At 72.6% G+C, this 25,000-nt stretch carries 21 protein-coding genes; 7 read left to right on the forward strand and 14 right to left on the reverse strand.

The window, feature by feature from the left end; all coding sequences use genetic code 11:
- Position 1 precedes the first annotated feature (1 nt).
- Positions 2-1,189 (forward strand): fumarylacetoacetate hydrolase family protein, encoded by a 1,188-nt coding sequence (locus ACFOSY_RS05795; protein WP_394305624.1) that lies wholly within the window; start codon positions 2-4, stop codon positions 1,187-1,189.
- A 19-nt stretch (positions 1,190-1,208) separates the two neighbouring features.
- On the opposite strand, the gene ACFOSY_RS05800 is transcribed toward ACFOSY_RS05795, so the two are convergent.
- Positions 1,209-2,078 (reverse strand): MmyB family transcriptional regulator, encoded by an 870-nt coding sequence (locus ACFOSY_RS05800; protein WP_394305625.1) that lies wholly within the window; start codon positions 2,076-2,078, stop codon positions 1,209-1,211.
- A gap of 131 nt (positions 2,079-2,209) precedes the next feature.
- Here ACFOSY_RS05800 and ACFOSY_RS05805 point away from each other — a divergent pair, with 131 nt between their 5' ends.
- Positions 2,210-3,115 (forward strand): oxidoreductase, encoded by a 906-nt coding sequence (locus tag ACFOSY_RS05805; RefSeq protein ID WP_394305626.1) that lies wholly within the window; start codon positions 2,210-2,212, stop codon positions 3,113-3,115.
- A gap of 79 nt (positions 3,116-3,194) precedes the next feature.
- Here ACFOSY_RS05805 and ACFOSY_RS05810 read toward each other — a convergent pair whose 3' ends face one another.
- The 4 genes from ACFOSY_RS05810 to ACFOSY_RS05825 all read right to left on the reverse strand — a co-directional run bounded on the left by ACFOSY_RS05810 (position 3,195) and on the right by ACFOSY_RS05825 (position 8,787).
- Positions 3,195-5,570: a beta-xylosidase/alpha-l-arabinosidase gene (locus ACFOSY_RS05810; protein ID WP_394305627.1), complete on the reverse strand. Its 2,376-nt coding sequence runs from the start codon at positions 5,568-5,570 to the stop codon at positions 3,195-3,197.
- Positions 5,571-5,673: 103 nt separating this feature from the next.
- A complete protein-coding gene (locus ACFOSY_RS05815; protein WP_394305628.1) occupies positions 5,674-6,570 on the reverse strand; it encodes a carbohydrate ABC transporter permease in 897 nt (298 codons plus the stop codon).
- Position 6,571: 1 nt separating this feature from the next.
- Positions 6,572-7,480 carry a carbohydrate ABC transporter permease gene (locus ACFOSY_RS05820; protein ID WP_394305629.1) on the reverse strand — a complete coding sequence of 303 codons (909 nt, stop codon included), beginning with the start codon at positions 7,478-7,480 and terminating at the stop codon, positions 6,572-6,574.
- On the reverse strand, positions 7,477-8,787 hold the full coding sequence (locus tag ACFOSY_RS05825; RefSeq protein WP_394305630.1) for an extracellular solute-binding protein: 1,311 nt from the start codon (positions 8,785-8,787) through the stop codon (positions 7,477-7,479). Before ACFOSY_RS05825 ends, ACFOSY_RS05820 begins: the two co-directional genes overlap by 4 nt.
- A 426-nt stretch (positions 8,788-9,213) precedes the next feature.
- Here ACFOSY_RS05825 and ACFOSY_RS05830 point away from each other — a divergent pair, with 426 nt between their 5' ends.
- Complete coding sequence (locus ACFOSY_RS05830; protein WP_394305631.1) at positions 9,214-10,224, forward strand: LacI family DNA-binding transcriptional regulator; 1,011 nt, start codon at positions 9,214-9,216, stop codon at positions 10,222-10,224.
- Positions 10,225-10,290: 66 nt separating this feature from the next.
- On the opposite strand, the gene ACFOSY_RS05835 is transcribed toward ACFOSY_RS05830, so the two are convergent.
- The 4 genes from ACFOSY_RS05835 to ACFOSY_RS05850 form a co-directional block, all read right to left on the reverse strand.
- A complete protein-coding gene (locus ACFOSY_RS05835) occupies positions 10,291-11,388 on the reverse strand; it encodes a MerR family transcriptional regulator (RefSeq protein ID WP_394305790.1) in 1,098 nt (365 codons plus the stop codon).
- A gap of 92 nt (positions 11,389-11,480) precedes the next feature.
- Complete coding sequence (locus tag ACFOSY_RS05840; RefSeq protein ID WP_394305632.1) at positions 11,481-11,780, reverse strand: hypothetical protein; 300 nt, start codon at positions 11,778-11,780, stop codon at positions 11,481-11,483.
- 13 nt (positions 11,781-11,793) lie between these two features.
- Positions 11,794-12,783, reverse strand: a complete 990-nt coding sequence (locus ACFOSY_RS05845) for a pirin family protein (RefSeq protein ID WP_394305633.1) — start codon at positions 12,781-12,783, stop codon at positions 11,794-11,796.
- A 137-nt stretch (positions 12,784-12,920) separates the two neighbouring features.
- Complete coding sequence (locus ACFOSY_RS05850; RefSeq protein ID WP_394305634.1) at positions 12,921-14,111, reverse strand: MFS transporter; 1,191 nt, start codon at positions 14,109-14,111, stop codon at positions 12,921-12,923.
- 115 nt (positions 14,112-14,226) lie between these two features.
- Between ACFOSY_RS05850 and ACFOSY_RS05855 the strand changes: the two genes are divergently transcribed.
- Both ACFOSY_RS05855 and ACFOSY_RS05860 read left to right on the forward strand, forming a co-directional pair.
- Entirely contained in the window at positions 14,227-14,901 is a 675-nt protein-coding gene (locus tag ACFOSY_RS05855; protein WP_394305635.1) for a TetR/AcrR family transcriptional regulator, read from the forward strand.
- Between the two features lie 159 nt (positions 14,902-15,060).
- Positions 15,061-16,635: an MDR family MFS transporter gene (locus ACFOSY_RS05860; protein ID WP_394305791.1), complete on the forward strand. Its 1,575-nt coding sequence runs from the start codon at positions 15,061-15,063 to the stop codon at positions 16,633-16,635.
- Positions 16,636-16,712: 77 nt separating this feature from the next.
- Here ACFOSY_RS05860 and ACFOSY_RS05865 read toward each other — a convergent pair whose 3' ends face one another.
- The 4 genes from ACFOSY_RS05865 to ACFOSY_RS05880 all read right to left on the reverse strand — a co-directional run bounded on the left by ACFOSY_RS05865 (position 16,713) and on the right by ACFOSY_RS05880 (position 21,939).
- On the reverse strand, positions 16,713-17,648 hold the full coding sequence (locus ACFOSY_RS05865; RefSeq protein WP_394305636.1) for a carbohydrate ABC transporter permease: 936 nt from the start codon (positions 17,646-17,648) through the stop codon (positions 16,713-16,715).
- Position 17,649: 1 nt separating this feature from the next.
- Complete coding sequence (locus ACFOSY_RS05870) at positions 17,650-18,582, reverse strand: carbohydrate ABC transporter permease (protein ID WP_394305637.1); 933 nt, start codon at positions 18,580-18,582, stop codon at positions 17,650-17,652.
- 21 nt (positions 18,583-18,603) lie between these two features.
- The gene (locus ACFOSY_RS05875) at positions 18,604-19,971 is read right to left on the reverse strand and encodes an extracellular solute-binding protein (RefSeq protein ID WP_394305638.1); all 1,368 of its coding nucleotides are present in this window, start codon (positions 19,969-19,971) and stop codon (positions 18,604-18,606) included.
- 141 nt (positions 19,972-20,112) lie between these two features.
- Positions 20,113-21,939, reverse strand: coding sequence for a glycoside hydrolase family 2 protein (locus ACFOSY_RS05880; protein ID WP_394305639.1), 1,827 nt, complete (start codon positions 21,937-21,939; stop codon positions 20,113-20,115).
- A 193-nt stretch (positions 21,940-22,132) separates the two neighbouring features.
- On the opposite strand from ACFOSY_RS05880, the gene ACFOSY_RS05885 reads away from it, so the two are divergent.
- Both ACFOSY_RS05885 and ACFOSY_RS05890 read left to right on the forward strand, forming a co-directional pair.
- On the forward strand, positions 22,133-23,167 hold the full coding sequence (locus ACFOSY_RS05885) for a LacI family DNA-binding transcriptional regulator (RefSeq protein WP_394305640.1): 1,035 nt from the start codon (positions 22,133-22,135) through the stop codon (positions 23,165-23,167).
- A gap of 194 nt (positions 23,168-23,361) precedes the next feature.
- Positions 23,362-24,390, forward strand: coding sequence for a LacI family DNA-binding transcriptional regulator (locus ACFOSY_RS05890; protein WP_394305641.1), 1,029 nt, complete (start codon positions 23,362-23,364; stop codon positions 24,388-24,390).
- 76 nt (positions 24,391-24,466) lie between these two features.
- Here ACFOSY_RS05890 and ACFOSY_RS05895 read toward each other — a convergent pair whose 3' ends face one another.
- Positions 24,467-24,907 (reverse strand): hypothetical protein, encoded by a 441-nt coding sequence (locus ACFOSY_RS05895; RefSeq protein WP_394305642.1) that lies wholly within the window; start codon positions 24,905-24,907, stop codon positions 24,467-24,469.
- Positions 24,908-25,000: the final 93 nt, after the last annotated feature.

Consider the following 25,000-nt stretch of genomic DNA (forward strand, 5'->3'; position numbering starts at 1 on the left):
CGTGGAATCGGCAGCAGCACGCCCCCGGCCGGTCCTGACCGCCGGCTCCGTCCTGCCGGAGGACGCCGGCCGGGCCGCCCTCGTCGCGCGCGTCCACGACCCGGAGGCGGGCGGGCCGTGCGTGGCCGCGGTGCGCGGCGAGCACGTCGTCGACCTGACGGCCCTCGCGCCCACCGTCTCCGGCCTGCTGGAACGCGACGACGCGCCGGAGGCGGTCCGCGAGGCCGACGGCGGACGCACCTGGCGCCTGGACGACCTCCTGACAGCGCCGCCCGGACGCCGGGACGTGCCGCATCTGCTGGCCCCGGTCGACCTCCAGGTGATCAAGGCGGCGGGCGTCACGTTCGCGCGGAGCCTGCTGGAACGCGTCATCGAGGAACGCACGGGCGGCGACCCCGCACAGGCCGCGCGGGTACGGGAGCGTGTCCTGCGGGTGCTGGGCGGCAGGCTCGACGGCATCCGGCCCGGATCGCCGGAGGCGGCCGAGGTGAAGGAGCTGCTGGTCGCCGAGGGGTTGTGGTCGCAGTACCTGGAGGTCGGCATCGGGCCGGACCCCGAGGTGTTCACCAAGGCCCCCGTGCTGTCGGCGGTCGGCACCGGCGCGGACATCGGCGTGCTCCGCGCCTCCGTGTGGAACAACCCCGAACCGGAGGCCGTCCTCGTCGTGGACGCGCGCGGCCGGGTGCGCGGCGCCACCCTCGGCAACGACGTCAACCTGCGCGACGTCGAGGGCCGCAGCGCCCTGCTGCTGTCCCGCGCCAAGGACAACAACGCCTCCTGCGCGATCGGCCCGTTCGTCCGCCTGCTCGACGACGACTTCGGCATCGACGCGGTACGCGACCTGGACATCGGCTTGCGGATCGACGGTCCGGACGGCTACGAGCTGCGCGGCAGCAGCAGCCTGCGCGAGATCAGCCGCGACGTCCTGGACCTGGTGTCCGCCACGTACGGCGCGCACCATCAGTACCCGGACGGTTTCGTCCTGTTCACCGGCACCCTGTTCGCCCCGACCGAGGACCGGAAGGCGCCGGGTGAGGGTTTCACCCACGAGTACGGCGACGTGGTCCGCATCTCCAGCCCACGGCTCGGGGCGCTGGTCAACACCGTGGTGCCGAGCGAGGAGGCGGCTCCGTGGACGTTCGGGGTGGGGGCGCTGATGCGGAACCTCGCGCGGCGGGGGTTGTTGTGAGCCTCCGGCCGGATGTGGCCTACGGCCGGTCCCGGCCGGTGGTGCGGGTGGCGTGCAGGGACCCCAGCAGGTGCAGCCGGTCCGCGTCCGCCGAGTCCGGTTCCGCGGTGAACACCAGCAGGAACGGGCCGGGCCGGCCGGGCAGCGGGTACGTGCTCCACTCCAGGGTGAGGTCGCCGACGGCCGGGCTGTGGAAGGTCTTCGTGCCGCTCACCGAGGCGCGGACGTCGTGCCGGGCCCACAGCCGGCGGAACTCGGCGCTGCGAATGCTCAGTTCGCCTACGATGGCGGTGGCTCGCGGATGCGTCGGGTCGGCGGCGACCGCCGCGCGCATCATCCCGATGTAGTCCAGCGCCTGCCGCTCCCAGTCGGCGCAGGTGCGTTCGCCGGTCAGCTCGTCGTCGAACAGCAGCAGAAGCATGTTCAGCCGGTCGGGCGGGAGGTCGCCCGGATCGCCGAGCAGCGCCTCGGCGTGCTGGTTCCAGGCGAGCAGGTCGAGATGTCTGCCGAGCACGACGGCCGGGGTGTGCAGGACCCGCAGCAGCCGCCGGGTGCTGTCCGGCACCACCTCCGGCGCGCGGTCCACCCGGGCCCGTGTGGGACGGCGTGCGGCGTGCGCGAGCGTGAACAGGTGCCGGCGCTCCTCGTCGTCGAGGGCGAGCGCCGTCGCGAGGGCGTCCAGGACGTCGTCGGAGGGCCGGACGTCCCTGCCCTGCTCCATCCGCTGGTAGTAGTCGGTGCTCAGACCGGCGAGCAGGGCGAGTTCCTCGCGCCGCAGCCCGGCGACCTTGCGGCGTCCTCCGGGCTCCAGGCCGACGTCGTCCGGGTGGAGCCTGTCGCGCCGCGCGCGCAGGAAGTCGCCCAGCTCACGGGCGTACGGATGGGTCATGCCGCCAGTGTGCCCCGCTGCCGGCCGCCCAGGGTAGGTCTCGTGGACCCAGGAAAACGGGAACGACGGAACCCTGCCGTACCGCTCCTAACGTCGGCGTTCCCGGCACCGCCACACCCCAGGAGCAGCAGATGAGCGGATGGACCGCCGACCGCATCCCCGACCAGCACGGCAAGGTCGTCGTCGTCACCGGCGCGAACTCCGGGCTCGGCCTGGTCACCGCGACCGAGCTGGCCCGGCGCGGGGCGCACGTCGTCCTGGCCGTGCGCAACGTCGTCGCGGGCGAGGAGGCGGCCCGCCGGATCCCGGGCGACACCGAGGTGCGCGCACTGGACCTGGCGTCACTGGCGTCGGTGCGGGCGTTCGCGGCGAAACTGACCGCCGACCACCCCTCCGTCGACGTGCTGGTCAACAACGCCGGCCTCGTGCATCTCGGCCCCCGCCGGACCACCGCCGACGGGTTCGAGCTGCACGTGGGCACGAACATGCTGGGGCCCTACGCCCTGACCGGGCTGCTGCTCGACGCGCTGACCGCCGGGTCCGGGGGCCGGGTGGTGTCCCTCAGCTCGATCACCCACAAGAGCGCGCACCTCGACTTCGACGACCTGATGTCCGAGCGCGGCTACCGGGCGTCCTCCGCCTACGGCCGCTCGAAGCTCGCCACCACCCTCTTCGGCCTCGAGCTGGACCGCCGGCTGCGGGCCGCCGGGCTGCCCGTGGTCAGCGCGCTGGCCCACCCGGGACTCACCCGCACCAACCTCACCCCCCGCGCCTGGGAGCATCGCGGGCGGTTCGGCCGGCTGATCGCCGCGGGGGGCCTTCTGGCCACCCAGTCGGTGGAGCAGGGGGCGCTGCCGCAGCTGCGTGCCGCGACCGACCCGGAGGTGCGGGGCGGGCAGTTCTTCGGCCCCGCCCGTCTCTGGGAGACCCGCGGCCCGGTGACCGAGGCCCGCCTCGGCGAGGAGGCCGCCGACCCGGCCGTCGCCCGCCGCCTGTGGGCGGTCGCACAGGACCTGACCGGCGTCCGTTACCCGTGAACGCCGGGCACGCGGGTGCGGGGGTGCGGGGGTGCGAGGGTGCGCGGCACCCCCACGTGTACCGCGCACCCCCGTCCGTTCAGGTGGCCGGCTTCTGCGTGAACGTCGCGTGCAGGCGGCGGGTGTGGTCGGCCTCGCGTTCCTCGCCGGTCAGTGTGACCCGGGCCGTCAGGCGGCGGTCCGTGCTGGAGGCGGCCAGTCTCAGCTCGAGCTCGCCCGGTTCGACGACCCGCCGCCCGTCGCGGCCCGTGAAGGACGCCAGGTCGGCCGGGACCGTGACGGTCAGGCGTCGGGACTCCCCCGGTTCCAACACCACCCGTGTGTAGCCGACGAGGCGCTGGAGCGGCTGGACGACGGAGGCGACCGGGTCGTGGAGGTAGAGCTGGACGACCTCCGTGCCGGGACGGTCGCCCGTGTTGCGGACGGTGAGGGCGAGGGTGAACTCGCCGTCCGTCGGGGCCTCGTGGGCGTCCACGGTCAGGTCCGTCCAGTCGAAGCGTGTGTAGGACAGGCCGTGGCCGAAGGGGAACGCGGGGGTCGGGTCGACGGCGGACGCGTCGCCGGCGTGGGCGAGCCGCGCTCCTAGGTAGGTGCCCGGCTGGAGGCCCGGTGCGCGCGGCACGCCGATCGGGAGGCGTCCGGAGGGGTTGACCCGGCCGCTGAGCACCCCGGCGATCGCGTGCGTGCCCTCCTCGCCCGGGAAGAAGGACTGCACGATCGCCGCCGACTCCGTCACCGCGCGGCCAAGGGCGTAAGGGCGGCCCGCGAGGAGGACGGTGACCACCGGGGTGCCCGCGTCCAGCAGCGCGTCGAGAAGGTGCTGCTGCGCGCCGGGCAGGGCGAGGGACTCCGCGTCGCAGCCCTCGCCGCTGGTGCCGCGGCCGAACAGGCCGGCGCGGTCGCCGAGCACCGCGACGGTGACGTCCGCCTCGCGGGCCGCCCGTACCGCCTCGTCGAGGCCGGTCAGGTCCCCGTCGTCGACGCCGGTGCCGCGGACGTACGTGACGGCGGCGTCGGGGAACTCGGCGGCGAGCGTCTCGCGCAGGGTGGGCAGGGCGATGCCGAGGGGCGTGCCGGGGTGCTGGACGCCGATGTGCTGCGGGAAGGAGTAGCAGCCCAGTACGGCGGTGGGTTCGTCCGCGTTGGGGCCGATCAGGGCGATGCGGCGGGGGCCGCCCAGCGGAAGCGTGCCGTCGTTGCCGAGCAGCACGACCGCTTCCTCGGCGAGCGTGCGGGCCAGGGCGCGGTTCCCGGAGCTGTCGAGGTCGACGCGTCCGCGCAGGGCCTCGGGGTCGGCCGGGTCCGTTCCGTCCAGGGCGGCCGGCACGGGGTCCCAGTCCGGGTCGAGCAGGCCGAGCGTCACCTTCTGGGTGAGGACCCGGCGCAGGGCGCGGTCGACGAGTTCCTCCGGGACGCGGCCGTCGGCGACGGCTTCGGTGAGGGGCGCGCCGTACGTCTTGACGTTGGGCAGTTCGACGTCGACGCCCGCGTGCAGCGCCGTGCCGGCGGCGTCCGCCCAGTCGGCGGCGACTCCGTGCAGGGTTTTCAGGAAGGCGACGGCGAAGTAGTCGGCGACCACGGTGCCGTCGAAGCCCCAGGTGTCGCGGAGCAGCCCGGTGAGCAGGTTCTCGTCGGCCGCGGAGGGCACGCCGTCGGTGTCGGTGTAGGCGTTCATCACGGAGCGGGCGCCGCCCTCGCGGACGGCCATCTCGAACGGCGGCAGCACCACGTCGGCGCGTTCCAGCGGTCCCATCGACACGGGCGCGAGGTTGCGTCCGGCGCGGGAGGCCGAGTATCCGGCGAAGTGCTTGAGGGTGGCGACGACGCCGGCGGACTCCAGGCCCTGGACGTAGGCGGTGCCGACGGTGCCGACGAGGTACGGGTCCTCGCCGATGGTCTCCTCGACGCGGCCCCAGCGGGCGTCGCGCACCACGTCGAGGACGGGCGCCAGGCCCTGGTGGACGCCGACGGCGCGCATGTCGCGGCCGATGGCGGCGGCCATGCGCCGCACCAGGCCGGGGTCGAATGCGGCGCCCCAGGACAGCGGGACGGGGTAGGCGGTGGCGCCCCAGGCGGCGAAGCCGGCCAGGCATTCGTCGTGCGCGAGGGCGGGGATGCCGAAGCGGTTGGAGGCGGCGATCCGGGCCTGGGTGCGGGCCAGGGAGAGCGCGCCGAGGGCGGGATCGACGGGGACGGTGCCGAAGGGCCGGGTCAGCTGGCCGAGTCCGGTGGGCAGGAGCGCGTCGAGGTCGACGGGCTCCTCCATCTCGTGCTGGTGGGGGGCCACTTCGCCGCCCTCGTCGGAGGCGCCCACCCACGCCCCCACCAGCTGGGCGGTCTTCTCCTGAAGGGTCATGGCGTCGATCAGCGCGTCGACGCGTGCGGCGACGGGGGCGGTCGGGTCGTTCCAGAGGGAGGGGGCGGAGGGGTTCTCCGCGGCCACGTCGGCGTTCACTTTCCTCCTCCGCCCGCCGGGCCCCGGAGCGGGGCGGGGCGGGCGTGCCGGTGGACGGGTGGGAGTCGGGGCGGGGTCGGCGTCCCGCCGGTTCCGGTGTCGGTCAGCGGCTGAATCCCGCGGTCAGGCCGCTCAGCAGCTGGCGGCGGCCGAAGGCGTACAGCACCAGGACGGGCAGGGTGGTCAGGACGACGGAGGCCAGCACGGCCGGGACGTTGACGCCGTACTCGCCCTGGAAGGCCCACAGGGCGAGCGGCAGGGTCCTGCGGTCGGGGCTCTGGGTGAGGACCAGCGGCAGCAGGAAGCCGTTCCAGATGGTCAGGGCGTTGAAGACGGTGACGGTGAGGATGGCGGGCCGGGTGAGGGGCGCCGCCAGCCGCCACAGCGTCGTCCACTCCGTGGCGCCGTCCACCCGCATCGAGTCGAAGAGCTCCTTCGGCACGTCGCGGATGAAGTTGGCGAGCACCAGGACGGACAGCGGGATGGCGAAGGCGATCGACGGGAGGATCAGGGCGAGCAGGCTGTCGTAGAGGTGCAGCTTGATGATGATCAGGTAGACCGGGATCACCGTGGCCTGCAACGGGATGGCCAGGCCCATGAGGAACAGCCCGTTCATGGCGCGCAGTACCCGCATGCGCCGGCCGCGGACGATGGCGTAGGCCGCCATGAAGGAGACCAGGACCGCCGGTGTCACGGCTCCCGCGGTCACGACGACGCTGTTGACGAAGTACTGGAGGAAGTCGGACTCGATGACGAGCCGGTAGTTCTCCAGGGTCGGGTCGCCCGTCGGCGCCAGGGGGTTGCTCGCGTAGTAGCGGCTGCGGTCCTTGAGGCTGGTGATGAGGGTCCAGTAGAGGGGCACGGCGACGACGACCAGCCAGAGCCAGCCGGCCAGTCCCCCGGCCCAGTTGCGCCCGCGGGCGGCCGGGCGGGCGGGGTGCGGCTTCGTCGTCCGTGTGCCGTTCCGCGGGCGTCGGGTCCTGGTGAGCGTGGTGGTCACGTCAGGAGGCCCCCTCGAGTTGGCTCGCTCCGGCGTCCCGGCCTCCGAGGCGGCGCAGCAGCAGGGCGAGGGCGAGGCCCACGAGGACGAGGATGACCGCGATGGCGCTGGCGGGTCCCATGAGGCTGGCCTGGAATCCCCGCTTGTACATGTCCAGTGCGAGGACCCGGGTGGCGTCGCCGGGGCCGCCCTCGGTCAGGACGAAGATAAGGTCGAAGAAGGTCAGCGACCCGACCACCATCAGGGTGGACGAGGTGATGATCGTGTACTTCAGCTGGGGCAGCGTGATGCTGAAGAACTGCCTGACGCGCCCGGCCCCGTCCAGCTGTGCCGCCTCGTAGAGGGACTTCGGGATCTGCTGGACCCCGCCCTGGTAGATCAGCGAGTGGAACGGGACGAACTGCCAGGAGACGACGAAGACGACGACGCCGAACGCGAGTCCCGGCCGCCCCAGCCAGTCCTGGCTGAGCGCCTCGATGTTCAGCCCGGCGCCCATCCCGAAGTTCGGGTCGAGCAAGGCCTTGTAGGCGATGGCGATGGCGGCGGAGCTGAGCATCAGCGGAACGAAGTAGACGACGCCGAGCACCGCCCGGTACCGCTGGCGGCCGGCGAGGAACGTGCCGAGCAGGATGCTGAGAGGCGTCTGCACGGCCCAGGACACGGCCATCACCAGGAACGTCACCCACAAGGCGTGCGGCAGCCCGGGGTCGGTGAGCACCGCACGCCAACTGGTCAGCCCGGTGGCGCGGATGGAGCCGATGCCGTCCCAGGTGGTGAAGCTCAGCGCGAAGACGCCGACCAGCGGTACGACGGCGAAGGCGGTGAAGAGCAGCAGCGCCGGCGTCGCCAGCCAGGGCAGGATGCTGCGCGGCGGGCGACGGCCGCTCCGCTTGGCGGTGAGCGTGCTCATGCGGCGGTGACCGCGTTGAGGTTGGCGGCGAACTGCTGCGGCGAGACGGACAGCTGGAAGAGTTTGACGATGTTGTCGAGCAGTGTGTCGGCGGCGGTGGGGCTGAGCGCCTGGTCCCAGGACTGCACGAACACCTTGGCCTTGCTGGCGATGTCGTAGGTGAACTGGAGGAACTCGGCGTTGTCGGAGGCGGCCAGCAGCTTCTCCGTGCCCAGCCGGATCGGCACCGACCCGTTGCCGATCCACGCCTTCACCTCCTCCTCCTGGAGGACGCCGGTGGCGAAGTACTCCTTGGCGGTCTTCTTCTGCTCGGCGCTCGCCTTCGAGGAGATGGACAGGTACTGGGCGGGGTTGCCGACGGTGTCGCTCAGGTCGCCCTTGCCGCCCTCGACGGCCGGGAAGGTCATGAAGCCGAGCGAGCCGCTGGACACGAAGTCCCCGCCGTCGGCCTGCTGGATGCCGTACGACCAGGCGCCGTGCAGCATCATCGCGGCCTTGCCGGTGTACAGCAGCGCCTGGTCGGCGTTGGAGTCCGCGGTGATCGAGGAGAATCCCTTGACGAACCCGTCGGCCTTGACGAGGTCCTGGAGTGCGGTCAGCGCCTTGATGGCGTCCGGGTGGGACCAGGCGTTCTTCTCGCCCTCGATGGCGGCCTGGAAGACCTCGGGCCCGCCGATGCGGTCGAACAGGAACTCCAGCCACATCATGTTGGTCCACCGGGACTGGCCGCCCAGGGCGAAGGGCGCGATGCCCTTGGCGTTGAACCTCGGGACCAGCGCCATGATGTCGTCCCAGGTCTCGGGCGGCTCCACCCCGACCTGGTCGAAGACCTTGCGGTTGTAGTAGAGGATGATCGGCTGGACCGTCTCGCACGGCATCGCGTAGATCTTGCCGTCGACGGTCGCCGCGCCGAACGAGGACGGGAACAGTCCCTTTCTGACGTCGGGGTTCTCGTCGAACCAGGAGGTGAGGTCCTCGACCTGGCCGGCTTCCGCGTAGGCGCGCAGGGTGCCGCCGCCCCAGCCCCAGATGAGGGTGGGCGCCTGTCCCGCGCCGATGGCGGTCTTGATCTTCGTCTTGTAGGCGTCGTTCTCGAAGGTCGTGTCCTCGATCGTGCTGTCCGGGTGGGCCTTGTTGAAGGCTTCGACGGCGCCGGCCCTGACGCCTTCCTGCGGCTGTCCGTTCAGATACCAGTAGGTGGCGGCACCGCTCTTGCCGGGGCCCGAGGAGCCGCCGCAGGCGGCGAGCGCCGCGGAGACGGGCACGGTGGCCGCCAGGCCGAGAAGGGTGCGTCGGGAGAGCGCCATGATTTTCTCCGCACTCGAGAGCCGTCGGCTTCTCGCAAGTCGTGGAAAGGTTTTCGAAAATCACTTCATCCAGCTCTGTTCGAGCAAGCTAGGTTTCGGTCTCAGCCGGTGTCAAGACGCGTGCACGGTCGGCGTGATGCGGGCATATTCCGCGTCGAACAGGGACTTGATCGACCCGAGAGGGACCGCGACAGACTCCGAAACTGTTTCGAAAGGGGTGGGTGAAAGGCGTTGATGACGCAGCGGCTCCGGACTGTCACACTGTCGGTGCGGTCCGGGCCGGGCCGCCGGAACCGGCGCCTCCGTGCCGGCCGGGTGTTCCCGGCGGCGGGCCGGCGTCGACCGGTACGGTGGACCGCGTCCGTCCGGGTGACCGGCCGGACCGGCGGGTCACCACACCGGTGTCCCTGGAGCTGAGAGGAACCGATGCGACCGAACGCCCGGCGCACCACCTTGGCGGACATCGCCCAAGCGGCTGGGGTCTCCGTCGCCACCGTGTCCAAGGTGGTCAACGGCCGGGGCGACGTGGCGCCGCACACCCGCGTCCGCGTGCAGGAACTCCTGCACCGGCACGACTACCTGGCCCCGGTGTTCCGCCACACGGAGGCCGTCGAGAGCCCGACGATCGAGGTGCAGTTCAAGGGCAGCCTCAAGTCGTACGTCGCGGAGACGCTGGAGGGCATCGTCGACGCCGCCGCCGAGTCGGGCGCGTCGGTGGTGGTGAGCAAGGCGTCCGGCGCCCCGCACTGGGCACGGGACCTGGTGTCGGCAGGACGTCGCGCCGTCATCGCGGTCACCAGCGTCCACACCGCGGCGCACCTGAAGGAACTCGCCCGCTCAGGGCTGCCTTTGGTCGTGCTCGACCCCCTGCACCTGCCGGACAGCCGGGTGCACAGCGTCGGCGCGACCAACTTCGCCGGCGGCCTGTCCGCGACCCGGCACCTGCTGTCCCTCGGCCACCGCCGCATCGCCTACCTCGGCGGCCCGGCCACCGCCATCTGCAACCAGGCGCGTATGCACGGCTATCGGGCCGCCATGGAGGCCGAGGGTGCCGCGGTGCCGGACGAGTACGTCCGGCCCGGGGAGTTCACGTACGAGACGGGCCTGGCCGGGGCCGCGGCGCTGCTGGACCTCGACCGGCCGCCCACGGCGGTGTTCGCGGGCAATGACGAGATCGCCCTCGGCGTCGTCGAGACCGCCCGCGCCCGGGGTCTGCGTGTCCCCGAGGACGTGAGCGTGGTCGGCTTCGACGACACGAGCCTCGCCCGGATGGCCTCGCCGCCGCTGACCACCGTGCGCCAGCCGCTGCGGGAGATGGGGGCCGCCGCGCTGCGCACGGCGTTGCGGCTGGCGAGCGGCGAGAAGGCGGAGTCCCATCACATCGAGCTGGCCACGGAGTTGGTCGTACGGGCGTCCACGGCGCCGCCCCCGTCCTGACCGAGCCGCCCCCGTCCTGACCGAGCCGGCGCCGGACACCCGCGTGCGCGGCGGCTCCCGGCCGGGTCAGGCGATGAGCAGCCGGAGGCCGAGGTCGGCGGAGGCGAGGGCGGTGAGATCGGCGTTGCGCGCGGCCCAGCGGCCGGAGGCGAGGTCGTCCCCGAGGTGTCGTACCGCGCGGCGCTCGGCGTGCGGCCCGACCCTCGTCCACACCGACATCGCACGCCGCACGGGCTCCCGCAGATACGCCTCCGGCCGGCGCCAGTACGCCTCGAAGAGACCGTCGGCGCAGTCCCACGGGACGGGCACCGGCTCGGTACGGGCGCCGATCGCGGCGGCCATCCGGGCGAGCGAGGGGAAGCCGTCGAGCACGTCGGCGAACTCGGTCAGGTAGTCGCGGGTGAGCCAGAACCGGTCCTGCCATCCCGGTTCGTCGGTGTCGAAGGTCAGCACGACGACACGGCGGGCGACGCGCCGCATCTCGCGGAGCCCCGCCAGCGGGTCCTTCCAGTGATGCACGGTGGACACGGCCATCGCAGCGTCGAAGGACCCGTCCGCGAACGGCAGACTCTCCGCGGCGGCGGCCACGCACCGCGCCGAACCCGCCGGACGTTGTACCCGCATGACCGCCGACGGCTCCACCGCCGTCACGTCACGGCCGACGGGCTCGTAGGAGCCGGTGCCTGCCCCGACGTTCACGACCGTCCGCGCGTCACCGAGGGCGTCCCAGATCTGCGCGGCGATCCGCGGATCCGTACGCCGGGTCGCGGTGTAGGCGCCGCCGATCGCGTCGTACAGCCGTGCCCCGAGCATCTCCAGCTGCTCCTCCGGCGTCACCGTCAACCCCCTTCCCCGTGCGGCGAGTTCCTTGTCGATGGCGGCTACCGTCGCGTCGACGCGGTCACGGCGCTCCAGCAGCAGTCCGCGCAGCCGGTGCAGGTGGGCGACGGCGTCGGCGGCCGGGTCCCCGACCAGGTCCGCGATCTCCCGCAGCCCGAAGCCCAGGCGCCGGTACGCCAGTACCTCGCGCAGCCGCTCCACGTCGTCCGTCGAGTACGCCCGGTACCCGGCCGCCGTGCGGGCCGACGGCCGGACGAGGCCGATGTCGTCGTAGTGATGCAACGTGCGGACGCTCACCCCGGCCAGCTCGGCGACGCGTCCCACGGTCCAGTGCTCCTCCACGGCGCCGACTGTGGCGCCTCACGCCACGTGAGGGTCAAGGGAGTTCCCCGGCCGGCGCAACGAGGCCGGCCGCGTCACGCGCGAGGCCGGTCGAGACCCCGGTGGGCGGCCCACAACCTCCCTGCCTCACCCGCCGCTTCGGCGACCAGGGCCGCCAGGGCCGGTTCGTCGGGGACCGGGAAGGAGACGTACGCGCCGCGGCCGCCGCCGACCGGCCGGCCGTACGCCTTCACGGCGAGGTGACCGTCCGGGAGGAGCCGGACGTTGAGCGTGGTCAGCCGGAACTCCTGACCGCGCCGCGTGTCCGTCCAGCGGAGCGCTTCGGGGACGGTGACGTTGATCGCCAGAGCACTCACTTCGAGGTCGCCGCTCATGGAACGGATACTCTCACCTCGGCCTCCCCCGCGGCTTCAGCGGGACGTTGGGCAGCTCGGGCGCCGGCAGCGCGTCCCCGTCGTAGCCGCGTACCTCGCCGAAGCGCTCCCCCGTGCCCGCCTTGAGCTGCGTCATCCAGTCGCCCCGGGCCCGGACGATGTCCTCGTGCGTGCGGCCGATGAAGTTCCACCACATGATGATCTCCTCGCCGAAGGGCGGGCCGCCGAGGAGGATCAGGCGGGCCGGGGCCGGGCCCCGGTTGGTGAGGGTGAGGGAGGTGCGGCCCGGGGCCGTGTAGCCGAGGGCGGCCCGTTCCACCGGTGTGTCCTCGACGAGGACGTCGCCCGTGTCGACGAGCACCCCGTGTTCGAAGGCGGGGTCGACGTCCAGCACCAGCCGCGCGCCCGGGGAGACCGTGAGTTCCGCGCCCAGCAGCGGGGTGAAGGTGCGGACCGGTGACGTGACGCCCGCGAGCGTGCCGAGGAAGACGCGGGCCTCGCCGCCGTTCAGGGCGACCGGGTGCGGCACATGGTGCTGGAAGTCCCGTTCCGTGCCCCGGTGTTCGTCAGGGAGAGCCACCCACAGCTGGACGCCGTGCAAAACCGTGGTGTCCGGGGTCGAGACCTCCGAGTGGGCGATGCCGTGACCGCCGGTCATCAGGTTCAGTTCGCCGGGGCGGACGTAGGCGTGGCTGCCGAGGCTGTCGCGGTGCTCGATCTCCCCGCTGAACAGCCAGCTCACCGTCTGCAGACCCGTGTGCGGGTGCGGGGGGACGTTCATGCCGCCGGTGCCGGCGACGTCGTCGGGGCCGTAGTGGTCGGCGAAGCACCAGGCGCCGATGAGCGACCGGGCGCGCTGCGGCAGGGTGCGCCGTACCCGCATCGCGCGCGGGCCGCCGAGCGGCACGTCACGCGCCGTGAGGATCTCGACGTCCGCCGGGCGGTCCGCCTCGGACGCGCCGCCGCACCTCATCTCCGCCGGTCGTGTCTCCGTGTTGCTCATGCCGGGTGCCTCCCACCGAGGACGTTCGACTGTCAAGGAAGTTCGATATTCAACATTCTCGCAACCCCGACTATAGGACGTCATGCGTCACCACGCCCGCGGAAGGGTCCCTCCGGCCGGAAACGCCCCGCCCCCGTTCATGCCTCGGCCGGCACCGGCCTGCGCAGCAGATAGCCCGCCGCCGGGATCACCAGCGCCGCCATGCAGGCGATGAACACCAGTCCCGCGTTCTCCAGGCCCAACGGCTCCGTGAGCAGACCCACCCCGATGACCGGGACCGAGATGCCGGTGTACGCCACGACGAACAGCGACGAGATCACCGCCGCACGCCGGTCCGGCGGGGACGCCCGGCCCACCGCGGCCAGCGCCCCGCGGAACGCCAGCCCTTGCCCCACGCCGCCGACGAGCGCGCTCGGCACCACCAGCGCCAGCGTGTCCCAGTGCAGGGCGCCCGCCAGCAGGGCCAGACCCGCGAGCAGCCCGGCGCAGCCCAGGGGCAGGGACCGGCCCACCCCCACCCGGCCGACCGCCGTCTGCCCGGCGATCGACGCGAAGAACGCCGTCGCGACGACCACACCGCTCACCGCGTGGTCGGTCACGTGAAGGTACTGCGCGAGGAAGGCGGGGCTGACGGAGGTGAACACACCGAACAGGGCGAAGCCCACGAACGCGGCCGTCGCCGCCGGCCCGAACACCGCCCGCACGTGCGGGGGCACGCCGGGGCGCTGCGGCCGTACGGTGCGCAAGGGGCGCAGGTCCCGTACGGTCTCCGGCAGCCACAGGAGCACCACCGCCGAGCAGGCGACCAGGGTCAGGTGGACGGCGTACGGCAGATGCAGCGGCCAGGGGGCGTACTCGGCGAGGAGTCCTGCGAGCAGAGGGCCGCAGCCGAGGCCGCCCATGTTGACGGCCGTGGCGACGAACGTGGCGCGGGAGGCCCGGCCGGGCGGGGCCGACTCCATGACGTAGGCTGTGGCGGCTCCGGTGAACAGGCCGGCCGACAGGCCCGACAGGAGCCGTCCGGCGTACAGCCAGGCGATGTCGGTGGCCAGCAGGAAGCAGACGGCGCTCGCGCCCGCGCAGACCAGGCCCCACCGCAGGACCGGACGTCTGCCGACGGCGTCGGAGGCGTTGCCCACGAGCAGCAGGGCGCCGATGACCGCGAAGGCGTACACCGCGTACACCACGGTGACCGTCAGCTCGGAGAAGCCGAACTTCTGCTGGTAGAGCGGGTACAGCGGGGTCGGCAGCGTGGTGCCGGTCATGCACACCGCGAACACGGCGCCGCCGAGCAGGCACGCGCGCCATCCGAGCCGGTCACCGGTCATGCCCCGACGCTAGTCGCGGAGCGCCCGGGCGCCCGCCTCAGTACGCCAACGGCGTGACCTTCCGGAAGAACGCCTGGCAGGGCGCAATTTTGCAGAGTGTGCATTTTTGCATACCATGCACCTCATGACGGGGAAGGACGCCGTGGGCGGCGGTCTGCGGGAGCGCAAGAAGCGCGCCACGCGCGCCGCGCTCGCGGAGGCGGCGGTGCGGCTGGCCGCCGAGCACGGCGCGGACCAGGTGACGGTCGAGGCCATCAGCGCCGCGGCCGGTGTGTCCGTGCGGACCTTCTTCAACTACTTCGACTCGCGCGACGACGCCTTCGTCGTCGTGGACGCGGACGCGGGCGAGCGCGTACGGCGGTCGTTCCTCGCCGCACCGCCCGCGCTGTCGCCGCTGGAGGCGCTGCGCGAGGCGCTCGCCGCCGAGCTGAGGGAGGCGGAGCGGGAGCACGAGCTGTGGAGCCTGCACGCCGGCGTGCTGCGCTCCGCCCCCCATCTCCTGGTGCGCAACCTCGGTGTGCAGATGGCCGACGAGTCAGGGCTCGCCGAGGCGATCGCCCGGCGGATCCGTGCCGTCCCCGGGACGGACGCCGCCGGCGCCCCGCCCACGGACGGCACGGACCGTGCCGCCGTCGAGCTGTACCCGCGGCTGCTCGCCGCGGTCGCCGGCACCGCGGTGCGGGTGAGCGTGCAGCACTGGTGCGAACGGCCCGAGGAGCTGACCTTCGCCGACGTGTTCCGCGAGGTGTTCGACCTGCTCGCCGCCGGACTGCCGGCCCCGGCCCGGTAGGCGCCGGACCGCTCCGGCGCGGGCCCCACCGCGCGCCGGCCCCTCCCCCACCCCATTCCTTCCGTCCCTCCCGGGGCGTGATGCAGCTTGTTCCACCGATCCCTGAGAGAGACGACCGTGACCGCAACACAGGCGCCCGACGCGGCGCCGCCCACCGCCATGACCAACCGGCAGATACTCCAGGCCATGTCCGGGCTGATGGCCGGCATGTTCGTGGCGATCCTGGCCGGCACCGTCGTCGCCAACGCGCTGCCGACGATCATCGCCGACCTGGGTGCGAGCCAGTCCTCCTACACCTGGGTCGTCACCGCGGAACTGCTGGCCATGACGGCGACCGTGCCGCTGTGGGGCAAGCTGTCCGACCTGTTCGACAAGAAGCTGCTGCTCCAGCTGTCGCTGGGCATGTTCGTCGTGGGCTCGCTCCTGGCGGGCCTGTCCCAGGGGGTCGGACTGCTCATCTTCAGCCGTGTCGTGCAGGGCATCGGCGCGGGCGGTCTGACCGCGCTCGCCCAGGTCGTCATGGCGGCGATCATCCCGCCCCGCCGGCTCGGCAAGTACGCGGGCATCTTCGGCGCCGTGTTCGCCATCGGCACCGTCGCCGGGCCGCTGGTCGGCGGTCTGCTGGTGGACACCTCCTGGCTGGGCTGGCGCTGGTGTTTCTTCATCGGCGTGCCGTTCGCGCTGCTCGCCATCGCGCTGCTCCAGCGCACCCTGCGCCTCCCGGCGGTGGCCCGCCGCGAGGTGAAGATCGACTTCCTGGGCGCCTTCCTCATCGTGGCCGGCGTCTGCGCCCTGCTGATCTGGGTGACCCTGGCGGGCAACGAGTTCGACTGGGCCTCCTGGCAGACGGCCGCGCTCACCGGCGTCGGCGCGCTGCTGCTGGTCGCCGCGGTGTTCGTCGAGTCGCGGACGGCCGAGCCGGTCATCCCGCTGGGCATCTTCCGCAACCGCACCGTCGCCCTCACCACCGTCGCCAGCCTGCTGGTCGGTGTCGCCATGTTCGGCGGCACGGTGTTCCTCTCGCAGTACTTCCAGGTGTCGCTCGGCAAGTCGCCCACCGTGGCCGGTCTGATGAGCCTGCCGATGATCTTCGGCCTGCTGGTCTCGTCGACCGTCGCAGGCCAGGTCATCAGCAGGACCGGTGTGTGGAAGCGCTACCTGGTGGCGGGCGCGGTCGTCATGACCGTCGGCCTCGGGCTGCTGTCCACCATCGACGCGGACACCTCCTTCACGCTGCTCAGCGTCTACATGGCAGTGCTCGGCATCGGCGTCGGCATGCTGATGCAGAACCTGGTGCTGGCCGCGCAGAACGACGTGCCGGCCGGCGAGCTGGGCGCCGCGACGTCCGTGCTGTCGTTCTTCCGCAGCATGGGCGGCACCATCGGCACCAGCGTCCTGGGCGCCATCCTCGCGAGGCGGGTCGCCGCCGAGATGACCAAGGGCCTGGACGCCGCGGGCATCCCCGCGGGCGGCGACGGCGGCGGTGAGAGCCGCGTTCCCGACATGAGCACCCTGCCCGAGCCGGTGCGGAACGTCGTCGAGCACGCCTACGGCGTCGCCACCGCCGACCTGTTCCTCGTGGCCACGCCGTGCGCGCTGCTGGCGCTGCTGACCGTGGTGTTCATCAAGGAGAAGCCGCTGAAGACCACCAGCGGCATGGAACGCCTCGCCGAGGAGTCCGGCACCGCGAAGGACACGGACACCGACACGGACAAGGCCGTCGTCGGCAGCTGAACCGTTTCTCCCGCGCGAACGAGCGCCCCGCGGCCCGTACGGCCGTGGGGCGCTCGTCCCGTTTCCTGCAAGGCGCCCTACTGACCGCCCAGTCCGGTCGTCGCCACCGACTTCACGATGTGGCGCTGGAAGAAGACGAACACCAATACCAGGGGCAGTGCGGCGAGCACCGAGGACGCCATCGTCTGGGCGTAGTTGACGCCGTAGGCGTCCTTCACCGCGGTGATGCCGACCGGCAGGGTCATCAGGGCCGGGTCGGAGGTGGACACGAACGGCCACAGGAAGTTGTTCCACGCCCCGATGAACACGAAGATCGACACCGCGGCGAGCATGGGACGCGACAGCGGCAGCATCACCGACCAGAAGATCCGCGCGTGGCCGGCGCCGTCGAGCCGGGCGGCCTCCTCCAGCTCGCGCGGGATGGTGTCGAAGTGCTTCTTCAGGATGAACACCATCACCGGGGCGACGGTCTGCGGCAGGATCACCGCCGCGTACGTGTCGACCAGGTCGAGGGTCAGCATCTGCCGGAACCACGGCACGATCAGCATCTGCGGCGGCACCAGGACCGACGCGACGGTGAGCGCGAACAGGACGCGGCGTCCGCGGAACACCGTGCGGGAGAAGGCGTAGCCGGCGGCGGCCGACACGGCGACCGTGACGACGGTGACGGCCGCCGAGACGAAGAAGCTGTTCCACATCCACAGCGGCAGGTCGCCGCGGTCGATCACGGTGCGGAAGCCGTCGAGGGTGAAGCCGGCCTGCGGCCAGATCCAGTGCACCGGGTCGCTGGCGTCCTGCTCGGACTTGAACGCCGTGAACACCGCCCACGCCATCGGCAGCAGCCAGACGACGGCGAGCACCGCGAGAGCGGCCAGCGCCAGCGAGCGGGCCGTGCGGCTCGCGCCGAGGGTCAGGTTCGGGCCCCGCTGGACGCCCCTCCGGGCGCGGCGGACGGCCGGGAGCGGGGAGACCGTGGGGCGCGCGGGCCGGGTCCGGAGGTCTGCGGAGGTCATGTCACTTCTCCCTGCGGCGGAAGGCGGCGAACTGCGCGGCGGAGACGAGGACGACGAGGGCGAAGAAGACGTAGCTGATGGCGGAGGCGTAGCCGAGCCGGTAGCCGGTGAAGCCCACGTCGTACAGGTACTCGACGACGGGGCGGGTGGAGCCGTCGGGGCCGCCCTTGGTCAGCAGGTACACCTGGTCGAACACCTTCAGCGAGGCGAGGATCTGGAGCACCGTGACCACGCCGGTGATCCGGCGCAGCTGGGGCAGGGTGACGTGCCGGAGCCGCCGCCAGGCGCCCGCCCCGTCCAGGGCCGCCGCCTCGTAGAGGTGGTCGGGGACGGCCTGGAGCGCGGCCAGGAACAGCAGGAAGTTGAAGCCGACGGTCCACCACAGGGTGGCGATGACGACGGCGTAGAGGGCGACGTCCTTGTCGCTCAGCCAGGAGAAGCCGTCGAGTCCCGCCGCCTGGAGCAGGTGGTTGTAGAGCCCGAGGTCCGGCTGGTAGAGCCAGCCCCACAGCAGGCCGATGACGCCGACGGGCAGCAGGTACGGGGCGAAGAACGCCAGCCGCCACATCCACTGTCCGGGCAGTCCGGTGTGCACCAGCAGCGCCATGCCGAGGGCGACGGCCACGAGGGGCACGGTGGACACCGCGGTGAACCACACGGTGTTGCCGACCGCCCGCCACATGTCGGCGTCGCCGAGGGCCTCCGCGTAGTTGTCGAGGCCGACGAAGGACGGCTCGTGCGCGGAGAGCGAGGTGTCGGTGAGGCTCATCCACGCGCCGTGGACCAGCGGCCAGACCATGAACAGGGCGAACAGGACGAGGAACGGCAGGGCGAAGAGCAGGCCGGGCGGGACGAGCCGGCGCGCGGTCGCGCCGGGCCCCGTGGCCCTGTCGCGGGCGGGCGCCCGGTCCGGCGCTGCGAGTGGGGTGGACATCTGCTGCCTCCTTCGCGGCGGTCAGGCCGGACTGGGCTGGGACAGGGCGGTGTTCATGCGCTCGACCATGGCGCGGGCCGCGCGGTCGGGCGCCAGGCCGTCCAGGAGCGCCTGCTGGAGCACCTGGGACATGGCGTTCTGGAAGTCGGAGCCGGCCCCGGCGAACCACACGGGCGGGTCGAGGACGACGTGGTCGGCGGCCGTGACGTACCGGGCCTGGGGTTCCAGGCGGGCGTACGCGCGGGTGCGGGTCACCGGTTGGTACGCCGGGATGTGGCCGGCCTTCGCCCAGGTCTGGCCGGCCTTGAGAATGGCGGCGACCGCCTGGTGGGTGCGCCTGCGGTGCGCCTCGTCGGGGTCGGGGCGGCGGGGCAGCACGAAGGAGTGCGCGTCGGCGTAGACCGCGGGGGTGCCGAACACCGTGGGGAAGGAGGCGGCGCCCAGGTCGGGGTCGGCGGTGCGGAAGGTGCCGAGTTCCCATTCACCGGAGAGGATCATGGCGGTCTGCCCGTTGGTGAAGTTGGCGAGGGCGGCCGGGTAGTCGAGGCGGTGCGGGTTGGCGCGGCCGTCGACGAGCTTCCGCATGAAGGCGATGACCTCGGCCATGGCGTCGGTGTCGGCGGTGACGGTACCGCCGACGGGCAGGTCGAAGTCGTTGCCGGTCTGCCGGTACAGGCCGTAGAACAGCCGCCAGCACTGGGCGGTGTCGTTGACGTAGCCGAAGGCGATGCCCTGCTTCCCACTGGCGCGGGCGAGTTCGCGGCTCGCTTCGAGGAAGCGGGCGGGGCTCGAGAAGGCGTCGAGGTCGAGGTCGCCGTCGGCGGTCAGCAGCCCGGCCTCCCGGACGGGTCCGGGGTGGAAGAAGACGATGAAGGGGTGGGTGTCCAGGGGCACGGCGTACGCCTGGTCGCGGTAGCGGGTGCGCAGGCGCACCGCGTCGGCGAAGTCGTCCTCGGCCACGCCGAATTCGGCGAGCAGGCCGGTGTCCCACGGGTCGAGCAGGCCCAGCGGGGCGTAGCCGGCCAGGCGTGACATGTGGCAGACGGCGACGTCCGGTCCGCGTCCGCCGGCCGAGGCCATGGCGAGCTTGGTGTAGTACGGGGTGCCCCATTCGAGGACGGTGCGGTCGACGTCGGTGCCGGGCATGTCCCGGGCCGCGATGTCGATCAGCTCGTCGAGCAGGGCGCCGTCGGCGCCGCTGAACAGGTCCCACATGCGCACGGTGCCGGGGTCGGCGGCCACGGCGGCCCCGCAGCCGGCCAGGGCGCCGCCGCCCAGGAGGGCGGCGGCGGAGGCCAGGGAGGCGCGGAGCACGCCGCGCCGGGACGGTGCGGCGCGGTGGTCCCCCGGCCGGGCGGAGGCGGCCCGTGGGCCTGGCAGGTCGGCCATGACGCTCCCTTTCCTTCCATCGATGTACATCACCGGCGGTCACCGCGGCCGGCGAGCGGTGCGGGGTGGTGCGGTCCCATGTAGGGGTGTTGCGGTGCTGTGTGCGGGCCGGCGAGGTCGCCCCTCCGGCCGGGTGGGTGGTCAGCCCTCGGTCTCGGAGGCCGCCGGGCGCTGCTGGACGCGGCGCAGCACGGCGGTGTCGAACTTCTCGGCGCGGTCGAAGGCGTAGACGCCGTTGCGTTCCTGGAAGACGTCGGTGAGCTGGGTGTAGCAGTAGCCGAACATGTCCGGGTCGTCGAGCAGGACGTCCACCAGGCCGGTGAAGCGGTCGAGGAACTCCTCGACGCTGCGCGGGCGTTCGCCGTACCCCCAGGACGACCCGGTCTCGTCTCCGGCGGCCGTGGCGGCGGCTTCCGCGTCCCACCAGATGCCGCCGAACTCGCTGCAGAAGTACGGCTGTCCGCGGTACGGCAGCGACCAGGGGCGGCCGTCGGGGCCGGTGTTGACGTACGGGCGGTCCTCGGCGAGACCCGCCATCGTCCGGGCGAAGGCCTCCGGGTCCTGCTCGTAGCAGTGGGAGTCGTAGACGTCGGTCTCCGCCACGCGGTGGGCGTAGCCGGAGGCGTCGACGACGGGGCGGCTGGGGTCGGCCTGCTTGGTGGCCAGGAACATCGCGCGGGTGACGTCGTCGAGCTGGGTGATGCGGTCGTGCAGGTGCTGGTACGTCTCGTTGAGCGGGCACCAGCCGACGATCGACGGGTGGGAGTGGTCGCGTTCCAGTGCCTCGAGCCACTGGGCGACGTAACTGGCGTCGGGGCGCTGGTTGTCGTCGCGTACGCCGGTCTCGCAGCCCCAGTCGCCGAACTCGCCCCACACCAGGTAGCCGAGCCGGTCGGCGTGGTAGAGGTAGCGCTCCTCGAAGACCTTCTGGTGGAGCCGGGCGCCGTTGAAGCCGGCCCGCAGCCCGAGTTCGATGTCACGGACCAGGTCGGCGTCGGTGGGCGCGGTCATCAGGCCGTCCGGGTAGTAGCCCTGGTCCAGGACGAGGCGCTGGAACACCGGTTCGCCGTTGAGGAGCACCCGCTTGCCGCGCAGGGCGACCGAGCGCATGCCCGCGTAGGAGGCGGCCTCGTCGACCACGCCGCCGTCGGCGTCGAGGAGTTGCAGGCGCAGGTCGTACAGGTGCGGGTCGGCCGGCGACCAGGTGCGCAGCCGGTCCTCGGGGACGGTCAGCACCAGACGCGGGCACAGGTCGAGGTCGGCGCGGGCGGAGGCGGTCACCACCTCGCCGCCGGCGTCGCTGAGCACGGCGCGCACCCGGTGACCGGGCAGGTTGCCGGTGACCGGGAGGTCCAGGTGGAAGGAGCCCGAGCCCAGGTCGGGGGTGATGCGGGGGCGCTTGAGGCGGGCGGCGGCCGGGACGGGCTCCAGCCACACGGTCTGCCAGATGCCGGTGGTGCGGGTGTAGTGGCAGTGCGTGTTGGCGTACCAGGTGGCCTGCTTGCCGCGGGCCTGCGGGCCATGCCGGGAGTCGCGGGCGCGGACCACGATCACGGCCTCGTCGCCGGGTCCGGCGACGCCCCGCAGGTCGGCGGTGAACGGGGTGAACCCGCCGCGGTGGCGGGCGACTTCGGTGCCGTTGACCCACACGGTGGCGTCGTGGTCGACCGCGCCGAAGTGCAGCAGCACGTCGTGGCCGGCCCACTCGGCCGGGACGGTGACCGTGCGGCGGTACCAGACGGCCTCCATGAAGTCGGTGTCGCCGATGCCGGACAGCTCGGACTCCGGGCAGAACGGCACGACGATCTCGCCTGCGAGGTCGCGGTCGCGCAGGCCCCGCTCCAGTCCGCTGTCGCCCCGGTCGGTCTCGAACTGCCAGCGGCCGTTCAGGTTCAGCCACGCCTCGCGGACGAACTGGGGCCGGGGGTACTCGGGACGCGGGACGTCCGGGGGCAGGGGCGTGCTCATGCTGCTCCTCATCACTGCGGGTGCGCAGGTGCGCTGCGGACTGGGGCCATGCGACCATACGATTACATCGATGTAAATGGGAGTGGCGGAAAGTTTACGGCGCGGCTCTCCGAGCTCTCCCCGCCGTCGGCGGTTCCGCCCGCAAGGGCGGCCGTTACGATCCCGGAGGCGGCAGGAGGGCGAGAAGGGAAGCATGGGCAGGCCCAGGATCAAGGACGTCGCGGAGTACGCGGGCGTCTCGGCGAAGACGGTGTCCAACGTCCTCAACGACTACGAACACGTCTCCGAACGGACCCGCACGGCGGTGCGGGAGGCCATCGACGCCCTCGGCTACCGGGTCAACATCGCCGGACGCCAGCTGCGCCGGGGCCGTACCGGGGTGATCGCCCTGGCCGTGCCGGAGCTGGACATCGCCTACTTCGCGGAGCTGGCCAAGCACGTCATGGCCGAGGCCGAGCGCCGGGGTCGCACCACGCTGCTGCTGGAGACCGGCGGGCGGCGCGAGCAGGAACTCGCCGCCGTGCAGGGCTTCGACGCGCAGTTCACCGACGGGGTCATCCTCTCGCCGCTGGCCCTGCGGCCGCGCGACCTCCAGGACCGGGACACCCGGCTGCCGCTGGTGCTGCTCGGCGAGTGCAACCTGCCCGGCAGCGCGGACCACGTCGCCATCGACAACGTGGCGGCGGCCCGCGAGGCGACGGCGCACCTGCTCGCGCGGGGGCGGCGGCGCGTCGCGGTGGTCGGCGGCGATCTGCACGGCGGCCTCAACACCGGCCGGCTGCGCACCGTCGGCTACGAACAGGCGCTGGCCGAGGCGGGGCTCGCGGTGTCCGAGGAGCTGGTCCTGCCGGTGCCGGCGTTCCGCTGGGCCGACGGCGCCGCCGCCGCGCGAGTCCTGATGCGGCTGCCGCAGCGGCCGGACGCGCTGCTCTGCCTCAACGACCACCTGGCGCTCGGCGCGGTGCGCGCGCTGCACGAGGACGGCTGGTCGGTGCCCAGGGACATGGACGTGGTCGGGTTCGACGACATCGAGGCCACGCGCTACAGCATCCCGACGATCACCACGGTCGCCCCCGACAAGCCGGGCATCGCGCGGCGGGCCGTGGAACTGCTGCTGGACCGGATAGAGGCAGGCGGCGACGGGGGCCCGGCGGCGGACGAGACGGCGGGGCACCGGCTGATCGTGCGGGAGAGTTCGGGCGGGCGGGTGCGCCCGCCCGTCGCGTGAACCGAGGGCGCGAAGGACGCAGGACCGGAAGCCCCGGAGGCGGCCGCCGGACACCCGTACGGAGCCTTGTCAGCGTCCGGCCACGGCATGTATAACGTTGTAAAACTTGAGCCCAGCGGCTCGGCACACGGCTCGAGGTGACGGCTCCGCATCCGCACCGGCTACCGGGCCGGGCCGCTCACGAAGGGATTGCCGTGCGGGTCAGCCTCAAGGACGTCGCCGCGCACGCGGGGGTCTCCATCAAGACCGTCTCGAACGTGGTGAACAACTACCAGCACGTCACACCGGCCATGCGCGAGCGGGTCCAACGGTCCATCGACGCGCTGGGCTACCAGCCCAACCTCGCCGCGCGGCATCTGCGCAAGGGCCGTACGGGCATCATCGCGCTCGCGCTGCCCGAGCTCGGCAACCCGTACTTCGCCGAGCTGACCGCCTCCGTCATCGACGCGGCCTCCCAGCACGACTACATCGTGCTGCTCGACCACACCGGCGGCTCGCGCGACCAGGAGCTGCTGGTGAGCCAGGGCTTCCGGGCCCGGGTCATCGACGGGCTGATCCTCAGCCCCATCGAGCTGGAGGCCGGGGACCTGCGCGACCGCGACCAGGACGTGCCGCTGGTGCTGCTCGGCGAGCGGGACTTCGACCTGCCGTACGACCACATCGCGATCGACAACGTCGCCGCGGCCCGTGACGCCGTGCGGCACCTGATCGAGCTGGGGCGCCGGGAGGTGGCGTTCATCGGGGCGCGCCGGGACCGCAGCGAACCGGCCCAGCTGCGCGTACGCGGCTGGCGCGAGGAGCTGACGGCGGCGGGGCTGCCGGCCGACGAGGGGCTGGTCGCGGCCACCGACGGCTGGGGGCACGCCGACGGGGCGCGGGCCATGACCCACATCCTCGACAGCGGCCGGCGGCCCGACGCGGTGTTCGCCTACAACGACCCGATGGCGATCGGCGCGATGCGGGTGCTGCACGAGCGGGGGCTGAAGGTCCCCGACGACATCGCCGTGGTCGGCTTCGACGACGTGATCGAGGGCCGCTTCGGCGCGGTGACGCTCACGTCGGTGTCGCCGGACAAGGCCGCGATCGGCCGTCTGGCGGTGGAGTCGGTGCTGGCCCGGCTGGGCGACAGCGCCCCGGAGCCCCGCCGTATCTGGGCGGACTACCAACTGGTCGAGCGGGAGAGCACGTTGGGGCGTCCGGCTTCTCCCCCGGCGGCCTCCTGACACGGCCGTCGTGCGCCCGACCCGGCGCGGGGCCGTACGTCGCTCGGCCCCCGCGCCGGTCACGGAACCGGTCGGCTCACGTGAACGAGCTCTGACCGTCGCTGCACGAGTTCCAGTTGATCTGCTTCTTGGCCACGCTCGTCACCGAGCAGACCTGCCAGAAGAGGGAGCCGTACTCCTCGAAGCTCTTGTTGAGGTTGGTCCACCCCCTGGCCTTGCCGAGCGTGTCGTACGCGACGCCCTGACGCGAGCCGAAGTCGTCGCTGTACGACCACACCATGGCCACCGGCAGGTTGTCGGCGCTCAGGTCACGGACCCAGAACCACTCGCCATAGGGCTGGAAGCAGGCCTCGCCGCCGGCGAAGTCGTCACACTCGTAGGGGTGCTGTCCGAACGTGCTGTCGTCGGCGTCGGCCGTGGCCTGCCAGCCGTCCGCGGCGGAGGCGGGCGACGCCGCCACACCCAGCACCAGGGCCGCACCGGTCAGCGCACTCGCGACAACTCGACTTGCCCGCATACGTCTTGTCCCTTCGTCTCATGGATGACCTCTGCGCGGCGCCTGAGCGGTCCACCGTCCGGCGCCGGCAGTGCCGATGCTGCGGGCGGGGGC

The sequence above is a fragment of the Streptomyces lusitanus genome, assembly GCF_042647945.1.
Lineage (GTDB): Bacteria > Actinomycetota > Actinomycetes > Streptomycetales > Streptomycetaceae > Streptomyces > Streptomyces pseudogriseolus.

Coding starts and splice junctions, on each gene's coding strand:
- ACFOSY_RS05845 (WP_394305633.1), bottom strand. CDS start 12,783: ATGAGCAACACGGAGACACGACCGGCGGAGATGAGGTGCGGCGGCGCG.
- ACFOSY_RS05855 (WP_394305635.1), top strand. CDS start 14,227: ATGCACCTCATGACGGGGAAGGACGCCGTGGGCGGCGGTCTGCGGGAG.
- ACFOSY_RS05860 (WP_394305791.1), top strand. CDS start 15,061: ATGACCAACCGGCAGATACTCCAGGCCATGTCCGGGCTGATGGCCGGC.
- ACFOSY_RS05875 (WP_394305638.1), bottom strand. CDS start 19,971: ATGGCCGACCTGCCAGGCCCACGGGCCGCCTCCGCCCGGCCGGGGGAC.
- ACFOSY_RS05840 (WP_394305632.1), bottom strand. CDS start 11,780: ATGAGCGGCGACCTCGAAGTGAGTGCTCTGGCGATCAACGTCACCGTC.
- ACFOSY_RS05805 (WP_394305626.1), top strand. CDS start 2,210: ATGAGCGGATGGACCGCCGACCGCATCCCCGACCAGCACGGCAAGGTC.
- ACFOSY_RS05830 (WP_394305631.1), top strand. CDS start 9,214: ATGCGACCGAACGCCCGGCGCACCACCTTGGCGGACATCGCCCAAGCG.
- ACFOSY_RS05825 (WP_394305630.1), bottom strand. CDS start 8,787: ATGGCGCTCTCCCGACGCACCCTTCTCGGCCTGGCGGCCACCGTGCCC.
- ACFOSY_RS05820 (WP_394305629.1), bottom strand. CDS start 7,480: ATGAGCACGCTCACCGCCAAGCGGAGCGGCCGTCGCCCGCCGCGCAGC.
- ACFOSY_RS05870 (WP_394305637.1), bottom strand. CDS start 18,582: ATGTCCACCCCACTCGCAGCGCCGGACCGGGCGCCCGCCCGCGACAGG.
- ACFOSY_RS05850 (WP_394305634.1), bottom strand. CDS start 14,111: ATGACCGGTGACCGGCTCGGATGGCGCGCGTGCCTGCTCGGCGGCGCC.
- ACFOSY_RS05895 (WP_394305642.1), bottom strand. CDS start 24,907: ATGCGGGCAAGTCGAGTTGTCGCGAGTGCGCTGACCGGTGCGGCCCTG.
- ACFOSY_RS05880 (WP_394305639.1), bottom strand. CDS start 21,939: ATGAGCACGCCCCTGCCCCCGGACGTCCCGCGTCCCGAGTACCCCCGG.
- ACFOSY_RS05800 (WP_394305625.1), bottom strand. CDS start 2,078: ATGACCCATCCGTACGCCCGTGAGCTGGGCGACTTCCTGCGCGCGCGG.
- ACFOSY_RS05865 (WP_394305636.1), bottom strand. CDS start 17,648: ATGACCTCCGCAGACCTCCGGACCCGGCCCGCGCGCCCCACGGTCTCC.
- ACFOSY_RS05885 (WP_394305640.1), top strand. CDS start 22,133: ATGGGCAGGCCCAGGATCAAGGACGTCGCGGAGTACGCGGGCGTCTCG.